The organism is Micromonospora sp. H61 (assembly GCF_018070325.1).
Lineage (GTDB): Bacteria > Actinomycetota > Actinomycetes > Mycobacteriales > Micromonosporaceae > Micromonospora > Micromonospora salmantinae.
This window is the reverse complement of the sequence record NZ_JAGPXY010000005.1, coordinates 37,875-55,802: the sequence shown is the minus strand read 5'-3', so window position 1 is coordinate 55,802 and position 17,928 is coordinate 37,875. Positions and strand designations below refer to the sequence as shown.

Annotated in this window: 15 protein-coding genes and 2 pseudogenes; 9 read left to right on the top strand and 8 right to left on the bottom strand. The window is 71.1% G+C overall.

All coding sequences use genetic code 11. The annotated features are described in order from the left end of the window. Nucleotides 1-7: 7 nt before the first annotated feature. Both pgm and glgC read right to left on the bottom strand, forming a co-directional pair. Complete coding sequence (gene pgm / locus KBX08_RS04845; protein ID WP_210781333.1) at nt 8-1,648, bottom strand: phosphoglucomutase (alpha-D-glucose-1,6-bisphosphate-dependent); 1,641 nt, start codon at nt 1,646-1,648, stop codon at nt 8-10. A 31-nt stretch (nt 1,649-1,679) separates the two neighbouring features. Continuing rightward, the gene (glgC, locus tag KBX08_RS04840) at nt 1,680-2,912 is read right to left on the bottom strand and encodes a glucose-1-phosphate adenylyltransferase (protein WP_210781332.1); all 1,233 of its coding nucleotides are present in this window, start codon (nt 2,910-2,912) and stop codon (nt 1,680-1,682) included. Nucleotides 2,913-2,984: 72 nt separating this feature from the next. Here glgC and glgA point away from each other — a divergent pair, with 72 nt between their 5' ends. Then, on the top strand, nt 2,985-4,190 hold the full coding sequence (glgA, locus tag KBX08_RS04835; RefSeq protein ID WP_247668884.1) for a glycogen synthase: 1,206 nt from the start codon (nt 2,985-2,987) through the stop codon (nt 4,188-4,190). Between the two features lie 12 nt (nt 4,191-4,202). On the opposite strand, the gene KBX08_RS04830 is transcribed toward glgA, so the two are convergent. From KBX08_RS04830 to KBX08_RS04820, 3 genes are all read right to left on the bottom strand, one after another. Next, the gene (locus KBX08_RS04830; RefSeq protein WP_210781331.1) at nt 4,203-5,147 is read right to left on the bottom strand and encodes an inositol-3-phosphate synthase; all 945 of its coding nucleotides are present in this window, start codon (nt 5,145-5,147) and stop codon (nt 4,203-4,205) included. 164 nt (nt 5,148-5,311) lie between these two features. Beyond that, nucleotides 5,312-6,532 carry a helix-turn-helix transcriptional regulator gene (locus tag KBX08_RS04825; protein ID WP_307850443.1) on the bottom strand — a complete coding sequence of 407 codons (1,221 nt, stop codon included), beginning with the start codon at nt 6,530-6,532 and terminating at the stop codon, nt 5,312-5,314. Nucleotides 6,533-6,548: 16 nt separating this feature from the next. Then, nucleotides 6,549-6,746, bottom strand: a complete 198-nt coding sequence (locus KBX08_RS04820) for a hypothetical protein (RefSeq protein WP_247668883.1) — start codon at nt 6,744-6,746, stop codon at nt 6,549-6,551. 255 nt (nt 6,747-7,001) lie between these two features. Between KBX08_RS04820 and KBX08_RS04815 the strand changes: the two genes are divergently transcribed. Beyond that, a complete protein-coding gene (locus tag KBX08_RS04815; protein WP_210781330.1) occupies nt 7,002-7,229 on the top strand; it encodes a winged helix-turn-helix domain-containing protein in 228 nt (75 codons plus the stop codon). Nucleotides 7,230-7,390: 161 nt separating this feature from the next. Here KBX08_RS04815 and KBX08_RS34595 read toward each other — a convergent pair whose 3' ends face one another. After that, nucleotides 7,391-7,672, bottom strand: a complete 282-nt coding sequence (locus tag KBX08_RS34595) for a hypothetical protein (RefSeq protein ID WP_210781413.1) — start codon at nt 7,670-7,672, stop codon at nt 7,391-7,393. Between the two features lie 34 nt (nt 7,673-7,706). Further along, nucleotides 7,707-7,772 (bottom strand): annotated as a pseudogene (locus KBX08_RS34590) (AbrB/MazE/SpoVT family DNA-binding domain-containing protein); the annotation flags it as partial. 146 nt (nt 7,773-7,918) lie between these two features. Between KBX08_RS34590 and KBX08_RS04800 the strand changes: the two are divergent. From KBX08_RS04800 to KBX08_RS04785, 4 genes and pseudogenes are all read left to right on the top strand, one after another. Continuing rightward, a pseudogene (locus tag KBX08_RS04800) lies at nt 7,919-9,964 on the top strand (maltotransferase domain-containing protein); the annotation flags it as partial. Nucleotides 9,965-10,176: 212 nt separating this feature from the next. Beyond that, the gene (gene glgB / locus KBX08_RS04795) at nt 10,177-12,279 is read left to right on the top strand and encodes a 1,4-alpha-glucan branching protein GlgB (RefSeq protein WP_210781328.1); all 2,103 of its coding nucleotides are present in this window, start codon (nt 10,177-10,179) and stop codon (nt 12,277-12,279) included. A 161-nt stretch (nt 12,280-12,440) separates the two neighbouring features. Further along, complete coding sequence (locus tag KBX08_RS04790; RefSeq protein WP_210781327.1) at nt 12,441-12,788, top strand: hypothetical protein; 348 nt, start codon at nt 12,441-12,443, stop codon at nt 12,786-12,788. Further along, nucleotides 12,785-13,315, top strand: coding sequence for a DUF6036 family nucleotidyltransferase (locus KBX08_RS04785; protein ID WP_210781326.1), 531 nt, complete (start codon nt 12,785-12,787; stop codon nt 13,313-13,315). The genes KBX08_RS04790 and KBX08_RS04785 overlap by 4 nt, the downstream gene beginning before the upstream one ends. A 26-nt stretch (nt 13,316-13,341) precedes the next feature. Here KBX08_RS04785 and KBX08_RS04780 read toward each other — a convergent pair whose 3' ends face one another. Beyond that, entirely contained in the window at nt 13,342-14,382 is a 1,041-nt protein-coding gene (locus KBX08_RS04780) for an App1 family protein (RefSeq protein ID WP_210781325.1), read from the bottom strand. A 173-nt stretch (nt 14,383-14,555) separates the two neighbouring features. Here KBX08_RS04780 and KBX08_RS04775 point away from each other — a divergent pair, with 173 nt between their 5' ends. The 3 genes from KBX08_RS04775 to KBX08_RS04765 all read left to right on the top strand — a co-directional run bounded on the left by KBX08_RS04775 (nt 14,556) and on the right by KBX08_RS04765 (nt 17,926). Then, a complete protein-coding gene (locus KBX08_RS04775) occupies nt 14,556-16,211 on the top strand; it encodes a glycosyltransferase family 39 protein (protein WP_210781324.1) in 1,656 nt (551 codons plus the stop codon). Between the two features lie 64 nt (nt 16,212-16,275). Beyond that, nucleotides 16,276-17,073, top strand: coding sequence for a peroxide stress protein YaaA (yaaA, locus tag KBX08_RS04770; protein WP_210781323.1), 798 nt, complete (start codon nt 16,276-16,278; stop codon nt 17,071-17,073). 106 nt (nt 17,074-17,179) lie between these two features. Further along, the gene (locus tag KBX08_RS04765; protein WP_238688061.1) at nt 17,180-17,926 is read left to right on the top strand and encodes a hypothetical protein; all 747 of its coding nucleotides are present in this window, start codon (nt 17,180-17,182) and stop codon (nt 17,924-17,926) included. The last annotated feature ends 2 nt before the right edge of the window (nt 17,927-17,928 follow it).

Below are 17,928 nucleotides of genomic sequence, written 5' to 3'. Positions count from 1 at the left end.
CCCGCGGTTAGGGGGCCAGGGCTTGGCCTACCAGGGCTTTGGCCTCTTCCTGGATCTTCTTGAGGTGGTCGGGGCCCTGGAAGGACTCGGCGTAGATCTTGTAGACGTCCTCGGTGCCGGACGGACGGGCGGCGAACCAGCCGGACTCGGTGCTGACCTTGAGGCCACCGATCGCCGCGCCGTTACCGGGGGCGGTGGTCAGCGTCGCGGTGATCGGCTCACCGGCGAGCTCGGTGGCGGTGACCTGCTCCGGGGAGAGCTTGCCGAGCACTGCCTTCTGCTCCCGGGTGGCCGGGGCGTCGATCCGGGCGTACGAGGGCGCGCCGAAGCGTTCGGCCAACTCCGCCCAGTGCTCGCTCGGGCTGCGGCCGGTGGTGGCCTGGATCTCGGCGGCGAGCAGGCAGAGCAGCAGGCCGTCCTTGTCGGTGGTCCAGGTCGAGCCGTCGCGTCGCAGGAACGACGCCCCGGCGCTCTCCTCGCCTCCGAACCCGACAGCGCCGTCCAGCAGGCCGGGTACGAACCACTTGAAGCCGACAGGCACCTCCAGCAGCGGGCGACCCAGGTCGGCGGCGACCCGGTCGATCATCGACGAGGAGACCAGGGTCTTGCCCACAGCGGCGTCCGGCCCCCACTCGGTGCGGGTGCGGAACAGGTGGCGAATCGCCACCGCCAGGTAGTGGTTGGGGTTCATCAGCCCGGCGTCCGGGGTGACGATGCCGTGCCGGTCGGCGTCGGCGTCGTTGCCCGTGGAGATCTGGTAGTCGGCCCGCGCGGCGATCAGCGACGCCATCGCGTTCGGCGAGGAGCAGTCCATCCGGATTTTGCCGTCGCCGTCCAGGGTCATGAATCGCCAGGTCGGGTCGACAGTCGGGTTGACCACTGTCAGGTCCAGGCGGTGCCGCTCGGCGATCTCACCCCAGTACGCCACGCTCGCCCCGCCCAGCGGGTCCGCGCCGATGCGGATCCCCGCGTCGCGGATGGCGTCGATGTCGATCGCGGCCGGCAGGTCGTCGACGTAGTTGGCGAGGAAGTCGTACTCCCCGGTGGTGTCGGCGGCCCGCGCCCGCGCGTAGGTGATCCGGCGGACCTCCTTGAGCCCTGCGGCGAGGATGGCGTTGGCCCGGTCCTGGATCCACCGGGTCACGTCGGTGTCGGCCGGCCCACCGTTTGTGGGGTTGTACTTGAAACCGCCGTCGTCGGGCGGGTTGTGCGACGGGGTGATGACGATGCCGTCGGCGAGCCCGCTGGTCCGCCCACGGTTGTGAGTGAGGATCGCGTGCGACAGCGCCGGGGTCGGGGTGTAGCCGTCGCGGCTGTCCACCAGCACTGTGACCCCGTTGGCGGCGAGCACCTCCAGGGCGTCCACAGCGGCCGGCGCGGAGAGCGCGTGGGTGTCCCGGGCGAGGAAGAGCGGCCCGTCCAGCCCCTGCTCACGCCGGTAGTCGCAGAGCGCCTGGGTGACCGCGAGGATGTGGTCGGAGTTGAACGCGTTGCGCAGGCTGGAGCCGCGGTGGCCGGAGGTGCCGAAGGAGACCTGCTGGGCCGGGTCCGCGGGATCCGGATGCTCGGCGTAGTAGGCGGTCACCAGGCGCGGCACGTCGACCAGGTCGGCGGGCTCGGCGAGCTGGCCGGCACGGGGGTGGGTCACTGCGGGATCCTCCTCGGGGAGTGCCTGTCGGTCACGGCAGGACCTTCTGGCCCTTGCCGATCACCACGATGCCGTTGTCGGAAACGGTGTAGCGCTGCCGGTCCTTCTCCAGGTCGACGCCGATCTCGACGCCCTCCGGGACGAACACGTTCTTGTCCAGGATGGCCCGCCGGACCACAGCGTGCCGGCCGATCTCCACACCCTCCATCAGCACCGAGCCCTCGACGTGCGCCCAGGAGTGCACCCGCACCTTCGGCGAGACGATCGAGTTCTCCACCAGCGAGCCGGAGATCACCACACCCGGGGAGACCATCGAGCCGACCGCCCGGCCGACCCGCTCACCCCACTGGTGCACGAACTTCGCCGGCGGCCACGGCGGCTGCTCCGTGTAGATCGGCCAGTCGAAGTTGTACATGTTGAACACGGGGTGCACGTTGATCAGATCCATGTGCGCGTCGTAGAACGAGTCGAGCGTTCCCACGTCCCGCCAGTAGCCGCGATCACGGTCGGTGCTGCCCGGCACCTCGTTGTCGCGGAAGTCGTAGACGTTGGCCTCGCCGCGCTCGACGAGCATCGGGATGATGCTGCCGCCCATGTCGTGCTTGCTGGACTTGTCCTCGGCGTCGCGCTCGACCGCCTCGCAGAGTGCCCGGGTGGTGAAGACGTAGTTGCCCATCGAGGCGTAGATCTCGTCCGGCGCGTCGGGCAGACCGACCGCGTCGGTGGGCTTCTCGCGGAACGCGCGGATCCGCTTGCCGTCCTCGCCGACCTCGATGACGCCGAACTGGTCGGCCATCGACAGCGGCTGGCGGATGCCGGCCACTGTCACCGCCGCGCCGGAGGCGATGTGGTCCTCCACCATCTGCCGCGGGTCCATCCGGTAGATGTGGTCGGCGCCAAAGACGATCACGTAGTCGGGCTGCTCGTCGTTGATCAGGTTGAAGCTCTGGTAGATGGCGTCGGCCGAGCCGGCGAACCACCACGGGCCACGACGCTGCTGCGCCGGCACCGGGGTGACGTAGTTGCCGAGCAGCGTGGACATCCGCCAGGTCTTGGTGATGTGTCGGTCGAGGGAGTGGGACTTGTACTGGGTCAGCACGACGATCTTGAGATAGCCGGCGTTGGCCAGGTTGGAGAGGACGAAGTCGACCATGCGGTACATCCCGCCGAACGGGACGGCCGGCTTGGCCCGATCCGTGGTGAGTGGCATCAGGCGCTTGCCCTCCCCACCCGCCAGGACGATCGCGAGCACCTTGGCAGCCATGCCCCGACGCTATCCACCCTCGCCCCACTTCACCACTCGTACGGGGAGTCTTCTGCACTAGGGTGCGGGGTCATGACGGAACCCACCCCGCTGCGCGTCGATCTGCTCACCCGCGAGTACCCACCGGAGGTCTACGGCGGCGCGGGCGTGCACGTCGAGTACCTGGCTCGGGAGTTGCGCAGCCTCGCCGACGTACGGGTGCACTGCTTCGGCCTGCCGCGCACCGAGCCGGGCGTCACCGCGTACGCCGAACCGCCGGGCCTCACCGGCGCGAACGCCGCGCTGCGCACGATGGGTGTGGACCTGGAGATGGCCGCCGGCGCGGCCGGCACCGACGTGGTGCACAGCCACACCTGGTACGCGAACCTGGCCGGCCACACCGCGAAGCTGCTGCACGGGGTGCCGCACGTGGTGACCGCGCACAGCCTGGAGCCGCTGCGGCCGTGGAAGGCCGAGCAGCTCGGCGGCGGTTACGCGCTCTCCTCCTGGATCGAGCGCACCGCGATGGAGGCCGCCGACGCGGTGATCGCGGTCAGCGGCGGGATGCGCAACGACGTGCTCACCGCGTACCCGCAGATCGACCCCGACCGGGTTCGGGTGGTCTACAACGGCATCGACACCGTGCAGTACGCCCCGGATCAGGCCACCGACGTGCTCGACCGGCTCGGCGTCGACCCGTCCCGCCCCAGCGTGGTCTACGTGGGCAGGATCACCCGGCAGAAGGGGCTGCCGTACCTGCTGCGGGCCGCCCGGGAGTTGCCGGCGGACACCCAGCTCGTCCTGCTCGCCGGCGCGCCGGACACCGCCGAGATCGCCGCCGAGGTGGAGGAGTTGGTCGCCGAGCTGCGGGCCAACCGTTCCGGTGTGGTCTGGGTGGCCGAGATGCTGCCCAAGCCCGAGGTGATCCAGGTGCTCACGCACGCCACGGTCTTCGTCTGCCCGTCGGTCTACGAGCCGATGGGCATCGTCAACCTGGAGGCGATGGCCTGCGAGACGGCAGTGGTGGCGACCGCGACCGGCGGCATCCCCGAGGTCGTGGCCGACGACGAGACCGGCCTGCTGGTGCCGATCGCGCAGGCCACCGACGGCTCCGGCACCCCACTGGAGCCGGACCGCTTCGTGGCCGACCTGGCGGCCGCGATCAACACGCTGCTCGCCGACCCGGCGCGCACCGAGCGGTTCGGCCTGGCCGGCCGGCGGCGCGCGGTACAGCACTTCTCCTGGGACGCCATCGCCCGGCAGACCCTGGAGGTCTACCGCTCCGTCGGCGCGGCCTGAGGCAGACGGACGTCAGATCGCCGTGCCCGGCGGAGACTTGAGCAGCGACGTCGCCTCGGCAGCATGACCACCACGCCCGTTCCGTAGCGCGCTGGCCGCGATGCGGATGAGGTCGATGTTGACCCCGGCGGCGCCACTCGGGTCGTGCACCTTCAGCTTCACGTCGAGGCTCACCGCTGTCTCACCCCAACCCTGCGCCTCAAGGTTGAGGTGAGCCACCTTCTGCGACGCGAGATGTGGCAGGTAACCGAGCGGCGCCACCTCGACGCTGTCCGCCTCCGAGAGGGCGTTGAGCTTGGACTGCTTCTTGGTGTTGGGGTTCTCGACCAGGTTGCGGAAGTCCTCGGTGCCGCCCAGATTGACCTGGTAGGAGCTGACCAGCGTCAGGCCGCGCTCCTTCAGGAGCCGCAGCAGCGCGTTGTGCAACACCGAGGTGCCGAACTGGCTCGCCAGGTCGTCGCCGAGCAACGGCAGACCGGCAGCCTCGAAGCTGTCCAGCAGCTGTGGATCGCGGGCGACCGGGTCGGCGGTGGTGTTGATGAAGGCGACGCCCGCCGTGTGGGCCGCCTCGGCGTACGCCCGGGCAGTCTCCGGTCGGCCACTTGGCGCCGAGTAGAGCAGCACCTCCGCCCCTGCCAGCGCCGCTGCCACCCGCTGCACCTCGCTCGCGCCGACGAGGCCCTTCGTGACCGGCACACCCGCTCTGGGCAGGTCGCAGTTCAGCCGGGGGAAGTTGTTGGGCGCCAGGAAGATCGCCTCGGTCAGGTCCCGACCGATCTTCTCCTCGGAGGTGGCGAAGGCCGCCACGATGTCGATGTCCCCCACTCCGAGGCCGTCGATCGTCGGCCTGCGGATTCCGACCAGGCTGCCGCTCTGGCGGTAGAGAGCAAGCCCCTGCACCAGTGCGGAGGTGTTGTTACCGACACCGACGACCGCGACTCTCACCCGTTCGATCATGGCCGGAGGCTACGGCACCTCCGGTTCGGCGGTCCGCCCCGGCGAGACCGTCAACGGTGCCGAAAGTTCGGTCACGACGGCCAATCCCCCGAAGGTCCACCGCGCTGACTGGTTCCCCCCGCACCGGCCCGCCACCAACCGCCAGGGAGACCAGGTGGCGGCCGTCAGGCGACACCGAGGGTGGTGGCGAGCTGGACGATGCCGGCGGGCGCGTCGGCGGAGCGCCACACGACGGTGACCAGCTTTCGTACCGCCGGCCGGTCGTGCACCTCACTGCGGGCGGTGCGCTCCGCGTCGAGGACCGCCCGGCCCGCGCGGTGCATCTCGCCGGCCAGGGCGTACACCCGGGCCACATCGAGGAGGTATGCGGCCCGGTGCTCGGGCGGCAGGCTTCGCCACTCGTCGCCGGTCACCAGCCGCTCGTGCCGGGCCGTCGCCACGGTGACGTCGCCGAGGGCCGCATCGGCCACCACCCGGGCCGCCTCGACCGCCGCCTGACCGAAACCCCCGACACCGAAGACCACACCGCCAGAGCCCGAACCCTCGGAGCCAGCACCACCCCCGGAGCCGTCCGGGCCGACGGCTCGGGCGATCATCTCGGCCTGGTCGAGTGACTGACGGGCGACGCGTCCGTCTCCCCCGCCTGCCGCGGCGAGGGCGGCTTGAAGAAGCAGCGTCCCGCGTAGTCCCACGCTGGCTGGGGACACACCGCCGACCCCGTGCGCGCCGATGCGGTCCGCGGCGACGAGCGCGGCGTCCAGGGCGGAGCGCCGTCGACCACGGGACCGCAGGGCCTGACTCAGTGACACGGTGGCGAGGCCGGCCAGTTGCGGGTCGTGGGTCGCCAGGGCGGCGGTCATTCCACGGTCGGCGGCCAGCCAGGCCAACTCCCCCTGGTCGACCTTGACCAGCACCAGCGCGACGAGTGCGTACACCGACACGAGCAGCGCGTCCGTCGCGATGGGGCGAGCGGCGTGCGCTTCGCGGACGGCGTCGAGCAGACCGGGTAGCAGTGCCAGCAAGGCCGGGTACCGCGCGTGCCGATAGCTCTGCTCGGCATGCTCCAGCCGAGCAGCCAACTCCTCCACCAGCGGCGGTCGGTCCGCGCCCGGTAGGTGGTAGCGGGCCAGCGCCGTCCGGACCCCGTCCACCCCGGCAACCGGAGTCGGCCGCGCGGGCTGGGCCGCCAGCAGGACCTCCACGTCGATGCGCAGCGTCTCGGCGACCTCCCGGAGGTTGGACACCCGCTCCAACCGGCGTACCCCACGCTCGACCTTGTCCACCCAACTCTTCGACTTGCCGAGCCGGTCGGCGAACTGCTGCTGCGTCATGTTCCGCCGGACCCGCCACTGCGCGACCCGGCGACCCACCGGCAGCTCGTTCACCGCCGGCCCGTCGCGCTCACCGCAGGACCCCAATCACAACCAGCACGAGTACGACCACCGCGATCGCGATGCCGTAGGCGTACTGCCGCCGGGTGAGCGGCGCCCGCGTCGGCCGGGCCGGAGCGGGCACCCGATCCCCGTCCGGCTGCGGAGGTCGCGCCCCGGCAATGGGATACGCGGGCGGCAGCGGCTCGTCCGGCAGTCGCTCGTCCAACTGTGCCTCCTCGGGGCGCGACGAATTGATGGGTGATGGAGGTACCGACTGCTGGGAGTGGTTGGTGATGGGGGATGCAGGTCAGAGGCGGTATGACACGGGAAGCCACCCGCCCCTGATGAGGCACTCCGCTGCTGACGAGAGGACCTCCGACATAGTCCAACTTAGGACCCTAAGTAGCCAGAGTCAACACAGGGTCCAGACTGTGTCGCGCGTGGTGAGACTCTGTACAGGCTGACGAGAGGTGGTCCCACCATGCCCCGCAAGCCTGTCTACGAGCAGGTCGTCGATGACATCACGACGTCGATCCGAAGCGGCACCCTCAAGCCCGACGACAAGCTGCCAACCATCGCTGAACTCGCCCGCCAGTACAACTCGTCCGACAACCCGATCAAGCGGGCTCTGTGGATCTTGGATGAGCGGGGCTGGATCGAGGTGCACCAGGGCAAGGGGTCGTTCGTGGCGCCGAACCCGCCCGCCTGACTCCGTTCTGCCCCTCACCCGACCTAGATCCACTCGGGTTTCAGGAAACCGTCGCATCTGGGTCGCGCCGACACCGCCGCTGCATGACGCTGGAGTGGCTGTTCGTCAACGCCCGCACCGCCTCGTCGATCATGGAGTTGCGGTGGGCGACGAAGTGCTAGTTATAGCGTCAAAACAGGCACCACAACTCCATGATCGACGGGACCAACCTCGATCTTGCACTTTCTGTCGTCGAAATGCGCGGAATGCTCTTTATCTCGCGACAGAAAGTGCAAGATCGCGGAAACGACGGAGCGAAGGAAGTCCTCCGCCGGCAACGCCTCGTCCAGCTCCTCGATCCGGTCGAAACGGACCGACACCTCGGCGTACACGATGGGGTTGATCACCAGGTTGCCCGCGGCCCCGGGTTTCGGCACCGTGGACTCGAACGATGCGGAGGGCACCGCCCTCCTCAACCACGTCAACCTCGTCGCCCTCGTGCAGGTTGTATCGAGCCCGCAGCGCCGCCGGGATCGTCACCTGGCCCTTGCTGTCCAACCGCATGCTCTGCACCTCCGTCACGTAATACTGCCGATACGTGACACTTCTCGACGCGCGGTCTGAGCGATGTCGCCGTGGGGGAGCTGGGAGGAGTAGCGGGTGGGGTGCTTGGCCGCGCGCGAACGGATCTCGCGCAGTAGGTTGGCGGGGTGACTGGACGGTTCCCGATCGAAGACGTCTCCCCTGTCGTCTCGTGCGGGCGATACCCGGCCAAGGCGGTGGTCGACGAGCCCGTTCCGGTGTCGGCGCGCGCCTACCGGGAGGGGCACGACGCGCTGGGCTGCAACGTGGTGTGGGCTGGTCCGGACGGCGCGAGCCGGCCGTTCACCCGGATGCGCCCCGGCGAGCCCGGCCAGGACCGCTGGCACGCCACCATCGCACCGGACGCCGTCGGCTCATGGACCTTCTCCGTCGAGGCGTTCCAGGACCCGTACCTGACCTGGCAGAACGCGGTGACCAAGAAGATCGCCGCCGGGCAGGGGCCGGAGGACCTGGCCAACGACCTGGCCGAGGGCGCGCGGGTGCTCGCCGCCGCCCGGGGCCTCGTGCCGACCGCCGATCGACCCCGGGTCGCCGACGCGCTCACCGCGCTGGTCGACACCGACCTGCCGCTGGCGCAGCGGGTCGACAGGGCGCTGGCCCTGGCCGACCTGCTCTGGGAGCACCCGGTGCGGGAGCTGGTCACCGCCGGTGACACGTACTCGATCTGGGTTGACCGCAAGCGGGCGCTCTACTCGGCCTGGTACGAGTTCTTCCCCCGCTCCGAAGGAGCGGCAGGCGGCCGGTCCGGCACCTTCGCGACCGCCACCGAGCGGCTGCCGGGGGTGGCCGCGATGGGCTTCGACGTGCTCTACCTGCCGCCGATCCACCCGATCGGCCGGGTCAACCGCAAGGGCCCGAACAACGCGCTCACCGCCGGGCCGACCGACGTCGGCTCGCCGTGGGCGATCGGCGCCGCCGAGGGCGGCCACGACACGATCCACCCCGACCTGGGTACGCAGGCGGACTTCCGGGCCTTCATCCAGGCGGCGGCGGCACAGGGCCTGGAAGTGGCGATGGACCTGGCGTTGCAGTGCGCGCCGGACCACCCCTGGGTCACCGAGCACCCGGAGTGGTTCACCACCCGGGCCGACGGCAGCATCGCGTACGCGGAGAACCCGCCGAAGAAGTACCAGGACATCTACCCGGTCAACTTCGACAACGACCCGGAGGGCATCCGGGCCGAGGTGCTGCGGGTGGTGCTGCACTGGGTCGGCGAGGGCATCCGGATCTTCCGGGTGGACAACCCGCACACCAAGCCGTTCGACTTCTGGCACTGGCTGATCGCCGAGGTGAAGGCGGTCGACCCGGACGTGCTGTTCCTGGCCGAGGCGTTCACCCGGCCGGCCATCATGCACGGCCTCGGCAAGATCGGCTTCACCCAGTCGTACACCTATTTCACCTGGCGCACGACGGCGGCCGAGATGCGGGCGTACTGCGAGGAGCTGATCGAGGCGGCCGACTACATGCGGCCGAACTTCTGGCCGAACACCCCGGACATCCTGCACGAGTCGCTGCAGCACGGCGGCCCACCGATGTTCAAGATCCGGGCGGTGCTGGCCGCGCTGCTCTCCCCCTCCTGGGGCCTGTACGCGGGCTACGAGCTGTTCGAGCACGTGGCCCGACCGGGCGCCGAGGAGTACCTGGACAACGAGAAGTACCAGCTGCGACCCCGGGACTGGGCCGGCGCCGAGGCGCAGGGCCGCTCGCTGGCGCCGTTCCTGGCCACCCTCAACCGGGTACGCCACCACAACCCGGCCCTGCACCAGCTCCGCAACCTGCGCTTCCACGAGATCGACAACCCGGCGCTGCTCTGCTGGTCGAAGCACGACCCGGAAACGGGCAACACCGTCATCGTGATCTGCTCGTTCGACCCGCGCGTCGTGCAGTGGGGCAACACCACCCTCGACATGCCGGCGCTCGGCTTCGACTGGCACGAACGGTTCACGGTGCACGACGAGCTGACCGGCACCAGCTACGACTGGGGTCAGCGCAACGCGGTACGGCTCGACCCGTACCTGCAACCCGCGCACGTGTTGACAGTGCGTCGCCCGACCCCGCCGACCCCGCCGGAGCCGGCGGGCGCCGAGCCGGCCGACCTCACCGTCGCCGAGGTGCCGGACGACCTTTCCGGCGGCACCGCGCCGACAGCTCCCGTCCCGACACCTCCTGCGCCGACACCTCCTGCGCCGACAGCTCCTGCACCGACGCCTCCTGCTCCGGCGCCTCCTGCGTCGACAGCTGCCGCGTCGACAGCTCCCGTTCCGACTCCGCCCCGCCGGTCGGGCCCGGTTCCGACCCCACCGCGCCGAGCGGCCACCCGCCCGTCCGTCCCCGTACCGACCGACGCCGCTCCGAAGGACGACCGATGGACCAGCTGATCTCCGGCGCGACGCACGACCCGCACGCGCTGCTCGGCGCGCACCCCGCCGACGGCTCGACGACGATCCGCACGATGCGCCGGGGCGCCGGCGACGTCGCCCTGATCGTCGGCGACGAGCGGCACCCGATGAAGCGGGTGCACGACGTGGGTGTCTTCGAGGCGCAGGTCGACGGCACAGTGCTCGACTACCGGGTGGAGGTCGACGGCACCGCCCACGACGACCCGTACCGCTACCCGCCGACCCTCGGTGAGCTGGACCTGCACCTGATCCGCGAGGGCCGGCACGAGCGACTGTGGGAGGCGCTCGGCGCCCGGGTCTTCGACGAGGGCGTGGCGTTCAGCGTCTGGGCGCCCAACGCCCGTGGGGTGCGGGTGATCGGCGACTTCACCGGCTGGGGCCCCGACGACGGCTGGCCGATGCGGTCGCTCGGCTCCAGCGGGGTGTGGGAGCTGTTCGTCCCCAACGCCCGGGCCGGGGCCCGCTACAAGTACCGGGTGCTGGGCGCCGACGGGCAGTGGCGGGACAAGGCCGACCCCCTCGCCGCGTACGCCGAGGTGCCGCCGGCCACCGCCTCGGTGGTGCACCACTCGACGTACCGGTGGGACGACGCGGACTGGCTGGCCCGGCGGGCCGAACGACAGCCGCACCAGGAACCGATGAGCGTCTACGAGGTGCACCTTGGTTCGTGGCGGCCCGGCCTGGGCTACCGCGAACTGGCCGAGCAACTCACCGCGTACGTGACCGAACTGGGCTTCACGCACGTGGAGTTCCTGCCGGTGATGGAGCACCCGTTCGGCGGCTCCTGGGGCTACCAGGTGACCGGCTACTACGCGCCGACCTCCCGATTCGGCGACCCGGACGAGTTCCGCCACCTCGTCGACCGGCTGCACGCCGCCGGCATCGGCGTACTCCTGGACTGGGTGCCCGCGCACTTCCCGAAGGACGAGTGGGCCCTCGCGCGCTTCGACGGCACCCCGCTCTACGAGCACCCCGACCCGCGGCGCGGCGAGCACCCCGACTGGGGCACGTACGTCTTCGACTTCGGCCGCAACGAGGTACGCAACTTCCTGGTCGCCAACGCGCTCTACTGGTGCGACCAGTTCCACGTCGACGGGCTGCGGGTCGACGCGGTCGCCTCGATGCTCTACCTGGACTACTCCCGCAACCACGGCGAGTGGGCCCCGAACAAGTACGGCGGCCGGGAGAACCTGGAGGCCATCGCGCTCATGCAGGAGGTGAACGCGACCGTCTACAAGCACCACGCCGGCGTCGTCATGATCGCCGAGGAGTCCACCGCCTGGCCGGGCGTCACCCGCCCCACCGCCGACGGCGGGCTGGGCTTCGGGTTCAAGTGGAACATGGGCTGGATGCACGACACCCTGCTCTACACCTCGAAGGACCCGATCTACCGCCAGCACCACCACCACCAGCTCACCTTCTCCCTGGCGTACGCCTGGAGCGAGAACTACGTGCTGCCGATCAGCCACGACGAGGTGGTGCACGGCAAGGGCTCACTGGCCGGCAAGATGCCCGGTGACACCTGGCAGCGGCTGGCGAACGTGCGGGCGCTGCTGGCGTACATGTGGGCCCACCCCGGCAAGCAACTGCTCTTCATGGGCTCCGAACTGGCCGACGACCGGGAGTGGAGCGAGGAACGCGGCCTCGACTGGTACCTGCTGCACGACCCGGCCCGCGCCGGCGTGCAACGACTCGTCGGTGACCTCAACCGGGTCTACCGGGAAACTCCGGCGCTCTGGGCCCAGGACACCGAGCCGGCCGGGTTCCGCTGGATCGCCGGCGACGACGTCGCCAACAACACCGTGTCGTTCGTCCGGATCGCCCCGGACGGCTCGACGCTGGTGTGCGTGGCGAACTTCTCCGCCCAGCCACTGCACGACTACCGGATCGGCCTGCCGGCCGGCGGGACGTGGACCGAGGTGCTCAACACCGACGCCCACCACTACGGCGGTTCCGGGGTGGGCAACATGGGTGCGGTGCACGCCGAGGACGTGCCGTGGCACGGAATGGTCGCCTCGGCGGCCCTCCAGGTCCCCCCGCTCGGTGCCGTCTGGCTCCGCCAGGGCTGACCCGTGCCGCCACCGGCACCGGCCGAACACCCGGCCGGCCTGGACCGTGGCGACGACAAGCTCGGGGGAAAGAGCCTTACGGCAGATATGTCTCTCGCTGTACTAGCGTTGGTGGTGTGAACAGTCGTCCTGCGAGGTATGAGCCGTTGACGATGGCGCGTATGGGCGTCCTGCTCGTCGGCCGCGACGACACACAACGGTGGCGTCTGGTGGCGGAGTTCCTGGAGGAGTATGGCTGGGAACCGCCCGAGCGCCGCGTTGACCTGCTCACCCAAGAGCCACCGTCTACGGGTGACGAGCGTTGGGACGTGTTCCTTGCGGCAATGACGGAGCACCTTGCCGCCAAGGACGGGTGTGGCGCGCCTGCGTGGGTTGAGCGGCGGACGCTGCGGCGGTTCTGGTTCCCCTTCAACACGCCCGCTGCCCGGGTCGACGCGGTCGTTCACGCGCCTGCGGCGTTCCGGCGGCGAGGCGTGTTCGTCTCTCCGCAGGAGTTGAAAGTCGCATGAGCCTCGACGACCCCCTGCTGGATCGGGCGGCGATCGAAAACGCCCTACGCAGACTCGGCGACCGGTTAGCCAAGAGAGGTGTGGTCGCTGACCTGTACATCTTTGGCGGGGCTGCCATGGCGCTGGCATACGACGCGCGGCGAGCAACCCGGGACATCGACGCGGTGTTCCAACCACACGGCATCGTGCTCGATGAAGCGCGGGCTGTCGCGGATGAACTCGGCCTACCGCATTGGTGGCTGAACGAACAAGCCAGCGCATACGTCGCCGCCGGGGGCGACGCAGCAGCGCCGCGCGTCTTCGACCACCCAGGCCTACGGGTCTCGGCAGCGTCCCCGGAACACCTGCTCGCCATGAAAGTGCTCGCCGCGCGACGTCGGGACGCCGAAGACATCCGATTCCTGGTGGAGCATCTCGAGTTGACCACTACCGAGCAGGTGCTCAGCCTCTGTGCCGAGATCTTCCCTGAAGAAGAGGTGCCAGGCCGGGCAAGACTCGTGCTTGAGGACGTGTTCGAAGGCCGGTAACTCGTCTTCGTGGCCAACGGGCGTGGTCAGACCAGGCCGGCGTCGCGCAGCAGCTGCCACAGGCCGGCGCCGTCCGGGGCGGAGAGCCACTTCTGCCCCACCGGTCCCGCCGACGACGCACCTGCCGGGGCAGGCAGGCTACCGGCCAGCACCGACTGCGTCGGGGAGAGCCGACGGATCGCCACCCCGGCGACGTTCTCCGGGTGGGCGGCGGCGAACTCGCGGTAGATCTCCTGGTCGTGCTGCCCGTCGTCGCCCACCAACAGCCACTTCACGTCGGGAAACTCCTTGGCCATCCGGGCCAGGGTGACCCGCTTGTGCTCCCGCCCGCTGCGGAACCACCGGTCGGCGGTCGGACCCCAGTCGGTGAGCAGCAGCGGCCCGGCCGGATAGAGGTGCCGGGACAGGAAGCGGGTCAGCGTGGGCGCCACGTTCCAGGCCCCGGTGGAGAGGTAGAACACCGGTGCGCCGGGGTGCGCGGTGACCAGCCGCTCGTAGAGCACCGCCATGCCGGGCACCGCGTTGCGGGCGTGCTCGTCGAGCACGAACGTGTTCCATGCGGCGAGCAGCGGCCGGGGCAGCGCGGTCACCATCACCGTGTCGTCGATGTCGGAGATGATGCCGAACTTGACCTCCGGGTCGAGGATGCGCACCGGGGCGTCGACCGGCTCGGCGTCCGGGACACTGAGCCGGACCGTACCCCAACCGGGCGGCAGGTCCGCCTCGACCAGGGTGTCGACGAAGCCGCTGCGGTCGGCCCGCGTCTCGTGCCGCACCCCGCCGGCCTCGATGGTCACCGTGACGTGCTTGTTCGGCAGCGTCGTGAAGCTGCGCCAGCCGCGAACCTTGTCCAGCCGACCCCGCTGGCGGGTGTCCGGACGGCCCAGCAGCACCCGACACATCACGCGCACCCAACCCGGCGCGCCGTAGCCGGTGTACGCGACGATGTTGACCCGCCAGCCGGTGCGCCGCAGCCGGCGCTCGACGAGCTGGTGAACGGCGTCCTCGATCCGCGCAGCCCGGTGCAGGTTCGGAACGGCCAGTTGGCCGGCGGGAGTGGGTGGCACGCGCCAACCCTGCCACACGTCGACAGCCACGGCCACGCGAGCCGAGCCCGGCAGCGCGCTGCGGCCCGGCCACCGTGGAGACGATCCAGCCCCACCCCGGCTACGCCGATCCACCTCGGCGACCCGGCCGAACGTGAAACACTCCGGTCGGGACGACGACGGGGGCGTTGGTCGTGTCGCATCCAGAGCACCACCGTGGGCGATGGCGCCCGCGACTCGATCGGCCGGCGCTCGTCGCGCTGCTGTTCGGGCTCGCCGGTGTCGTCTACCGGCTGGTCCTGACGCTGTTCACGGTGCCGGTGTCGAACAGCGACGAGGCGACCTTCGGGCTCGCCGCGCTGCACATCGGGCAGGGCCGGGAACACCCGGTCTTCCTCTACGGCCAGCACTACATGGGGATGCTGGAGTCGTACCTGGCCGCTCCCCTGGTGGCGGTGGCCGGGCCGAGCTGGCCGGTGCTGCGCCTGCCGATGCTCGCCCTGTACGCGATCTTCCTCTACCTGATCCACCGGTTGACCCGTCGGCTCGGCACCCCGTGGTTCGCCGCCTTCGTGGTGGGTCTGCTCGCGCTCGGGCCGGAGCGGGTGGTGCGCGACCAGCTCACCGTCGTCGGTGGGCGGCCGGAGGTGAAGCCGGCGGTGCTGCTGATGCTGTTGATCACAGTGGGGTTGGCGGCCGGCACTGTCCACCGCCGACGGCTCGCGATCGGTCTGTTCGGGCTGCTCGTCGGACTGGCCGTCTGGTCGGACTGGCTGATCCTGCCGTACCTCGCGGTGGCCGGGTTGGCACTGGTCTGGGCGGTACGGCGGGAGTTGCTCGGCTGGTCCGGTCTGATGCTGGTGGCGGGGGTGGTCGTCGGTGTGGCCCCGATGATCGTGGACAACCTGCGGGCCGGGCCCGGTGAGGACTCGCTGTCGGTGTTCCGGGAGATCAGCACCAAGGCCGGGCCGCAGCCGCCGTGGTCCGACCGGATCCGGGGCGGCCTGCTGGAGGGGGTGCCGCTGGCGCACGGGCTCTGCCCGGTGGACGGCTGCGGACGCTGGCAACAGTGGTTCGGCGTGCTGTACCCGGTGCTGCTGCTGGCCGGCGCGGCACTCGCTGTGCTCGCGTACCGTCGCGCCGTCGGGGCGCCCCACGGGGAGCGGGTCGGACGCGGGGCCGGGGCGCTGCGTGGGGAGCGGGTCGGGCCGGTCGTGCAGCTCGCGCTGATCGCCGGCGCGGCGTTGACACTGCTGTCGTACGTGCGCAGTCCGCTCGCCGCGACCAGCCCGCTGGACAACGCCCGCTACCTGTCGGTGCTGCAACTGTCGCTGCCGGCGGTGCTCTGGCCGCTCTGGGTGGCGGCGCTCACCGCCTGGCGGGGCACCAGCAGCGTGCTGGGACGGCTCACCGGCGCGCTGTCCGCCGCCGTGCTGGCCGCACTGACCGTCACCACCCTAGTGATCACCGTGCTGTTCGCGGCCACCGGCACCGCGGCGTCGCGGACCGAGGAGCGCCAGGCCCGGGAGTTGGCCGCCGCCCTACGCGCCGACGGACCCCACGAGGTGTACGGGGACTACTGGACCTGCAACCGATTGATCTTCAACACGGATGAGTCGGTGGTCTGCGGGGTGCTCGACGGGGACCTGTCGCCGGGACAGAACCGCTACCGGCCGTACTGGCGGCAGGTGGGGCGGGCCGAGCGGCCGGGCTACGTGGTGGAGATCGACTCGCCGATGGACCGTCGGCTGCGCCGGCTGCTCGCCGACCGGGCCGACACCGCGCCGGTGCGGGAGGTCGGCGGCTATCGCGTGTACCACCCCGACACCCCGGTGCGGCCCTGGCGGTAGGGGCTGGTCGTACGCTGGCCGGGCCGGCGCGTGGGCGCCGCAGTTTCGCCCGTCGAGGAGACCCATGCTCATCCTGTTGCCGCCCTCGGAGGGGAAGGCCGACGCCGGCACCGGACGGCGTTGGGCCCCGGACCGGCTCTCGCTGCCCGAGCTGAACCCGGCCCGCCAGCGGGTGCTGGACGCCCTTGTGGCGCTGAGCGCCGGGCCGGACGAGGAGGCCGCGCGGGCGGCGCTCGGCCTCAGCGAGGGCCAGCGGGGCGAGCTGCGGCGCAACGCCCGACTGCGGGAGGCGGCCACCGCGCCGGCCGAGCGGCTCTACACCGGGGTGCTCTACGAGGCGTTGGACCTGGCCTCGTTGCCGGCCACGGCGCAACGGGCGGCCCGCCGGTCGATCCTGATCAGCTCCGGGTTGTGGGGCGCGGTCCGGTTGGCCGACCGGATCCCGCCGTACCGCTGCCCGATCGGCGCCCGCCTGCCCGACGTCGGGGCGCTGTCGACGTACTGGCGCAGGGAGCTGACGCCGGCGGTGGACGCCGCCGCCGGGCGCGGCCCGGTGCTGGACCTGCGCTCGGGCGCGTACGCCGCCACCTGGACGCCGCGCGGTGAGCTGGCCGAGCGCACGGTCACCGTGCGGGTTCTGCACGAACGGGAGGTCGACGGCGTGCCGGTCCGCTCGGTGGTCAGTCACTTCAACAAGGCGACAAAGGGGCGTCTGGTCCGGGACCTGCTCGTCGCCGGCGCCCGGCCGCGCACCGCCGCGGAGCTGGTGGGCGCCCTGCGGGAGTTGAAGCACACAGTGCTGGAGCACGACACTGCCGCGGGCCGGGTGCGCCAGCTGGATCTGGTGGTCACCGACCTGTAGGGGCACCGCAGCCGCAAGATTTGCTCAAGGCTGGGCCGGACCGGTTCCGTAACGGCGTGCCAGGGGCCACGGTAGGGCAACCCAGACTCCGACAAGGGAGCCTCCGTTGACCCACGAACCCGCAGTGCTCGACCGGCCCCACACCCCGACCGCCCCGTCCCCGCTGGGCTGGCTGACACTGGGCGACGCGTTCGAGGCTGCCTGCCTGCTGCGTTGCACACCACCACCGACCGCCGCCCGGCCCAGCGCGGTCCGTGCCGAGCACACCGCCGGGGTGGAGTTCAACCGGGAGGACGCCGCGCAGCGGATGCGGCAACTGCTCAACCGGCTCGACATCCCGGTCACCCACGAGGTGGCCGTCGGCGGCCTGCGTCGCCGCTACGAGCTGCACCGGCTGTGGGTGCCCCGGGAGCACCAGGGCGCGTACACCCGGATGTTGGACGCGGGCTGGTGGCAGGGGCGACGCGAGCTGCTCGGCGGGCCGCTGCCTGGCGCCTCACCGGCCCGCCGGCGGTTGGTGACCCGCCTGGCGGAGGCGGCCTGGCGTTCGGCGTTGCTGGCCGCCGGGCGGCACGTCCGCCGGCACATCCTCGGTGTCCGGCTCACCGACCGGGAGCTGGCCGCGGTGCTGATCCGGGGCGCGGCCGTGCTCGACGTGCCGGCCCGGCTCCGCCCCGGCACCGGTTGCTTCCTGGTCAGCGTGGCCGACGGCGCGGACCGGCAACGGATCCTGCGCAGCGCGGCGTTGGAGCCGGCGCGCGGGCCGATGGCGGAACCCGGGACGGCGCCCGGGGTGACCCCGGCGTCGGCACGGGGCGCGGGCGTGGCGCCGGCAGGTCGCGCCGCCTGCTGAGC

Coding starts and splice junctions, on each gene's coding strand:
- glgC (WP_210781332.1), bottom strand. CDS start 2,912: ATGGCTGCCAAGGTGCTCGCGATCGTCCTGGCGGGTGGGGAGGGCAAG.
- glgA (WP_247668884.1), top strand. CDS start 2,985: ATGACGGAACCCACCCCGCTGCGCGTCGATCTGCTCACCCGCGAGTAC.
- KBX08_RS04830 (WP_210781331.1), bottom strand. CDS start 5,147: ATGATCGAACGGGTGAGAGTCGCGGTCGTCGGTGTCGGTAACAACACC.
- KBX08_RS04815 (WP_210781330.1), top strand. CDS start 7,002: ATGCCCCGCAAGCCTGTCTACGAGCAGGTCGTCGATGACATCACGACG.
- glgB (WP_210781328.1), top strand. CDS start 10,177: ATGGACCAGCTGATCTCCGGCGCGACGCACGACCCGCACGCGCTGCTC.
- KBX08_RS04790 (WP_210781327.1), top strand. CDS start 12,441: ATGGGCGTCCTGCTCGTCGGCCGCGACGACACACAACGGTGGCGTCTG.
- KBX08_RS04785 (WP_210781326.1), top strand. CDS start 12,785: ATGAGCCTCGACGACCCCCTGCTGGATCGGGCGGCGATCGAAAACGCC.
- yaaA (WP_210781323.1), top strand. CDS start 16,276: ATGCTCATCCTGTTGCCGCCCTCGGAGGGGAAGGCCGACGCCGGCACC.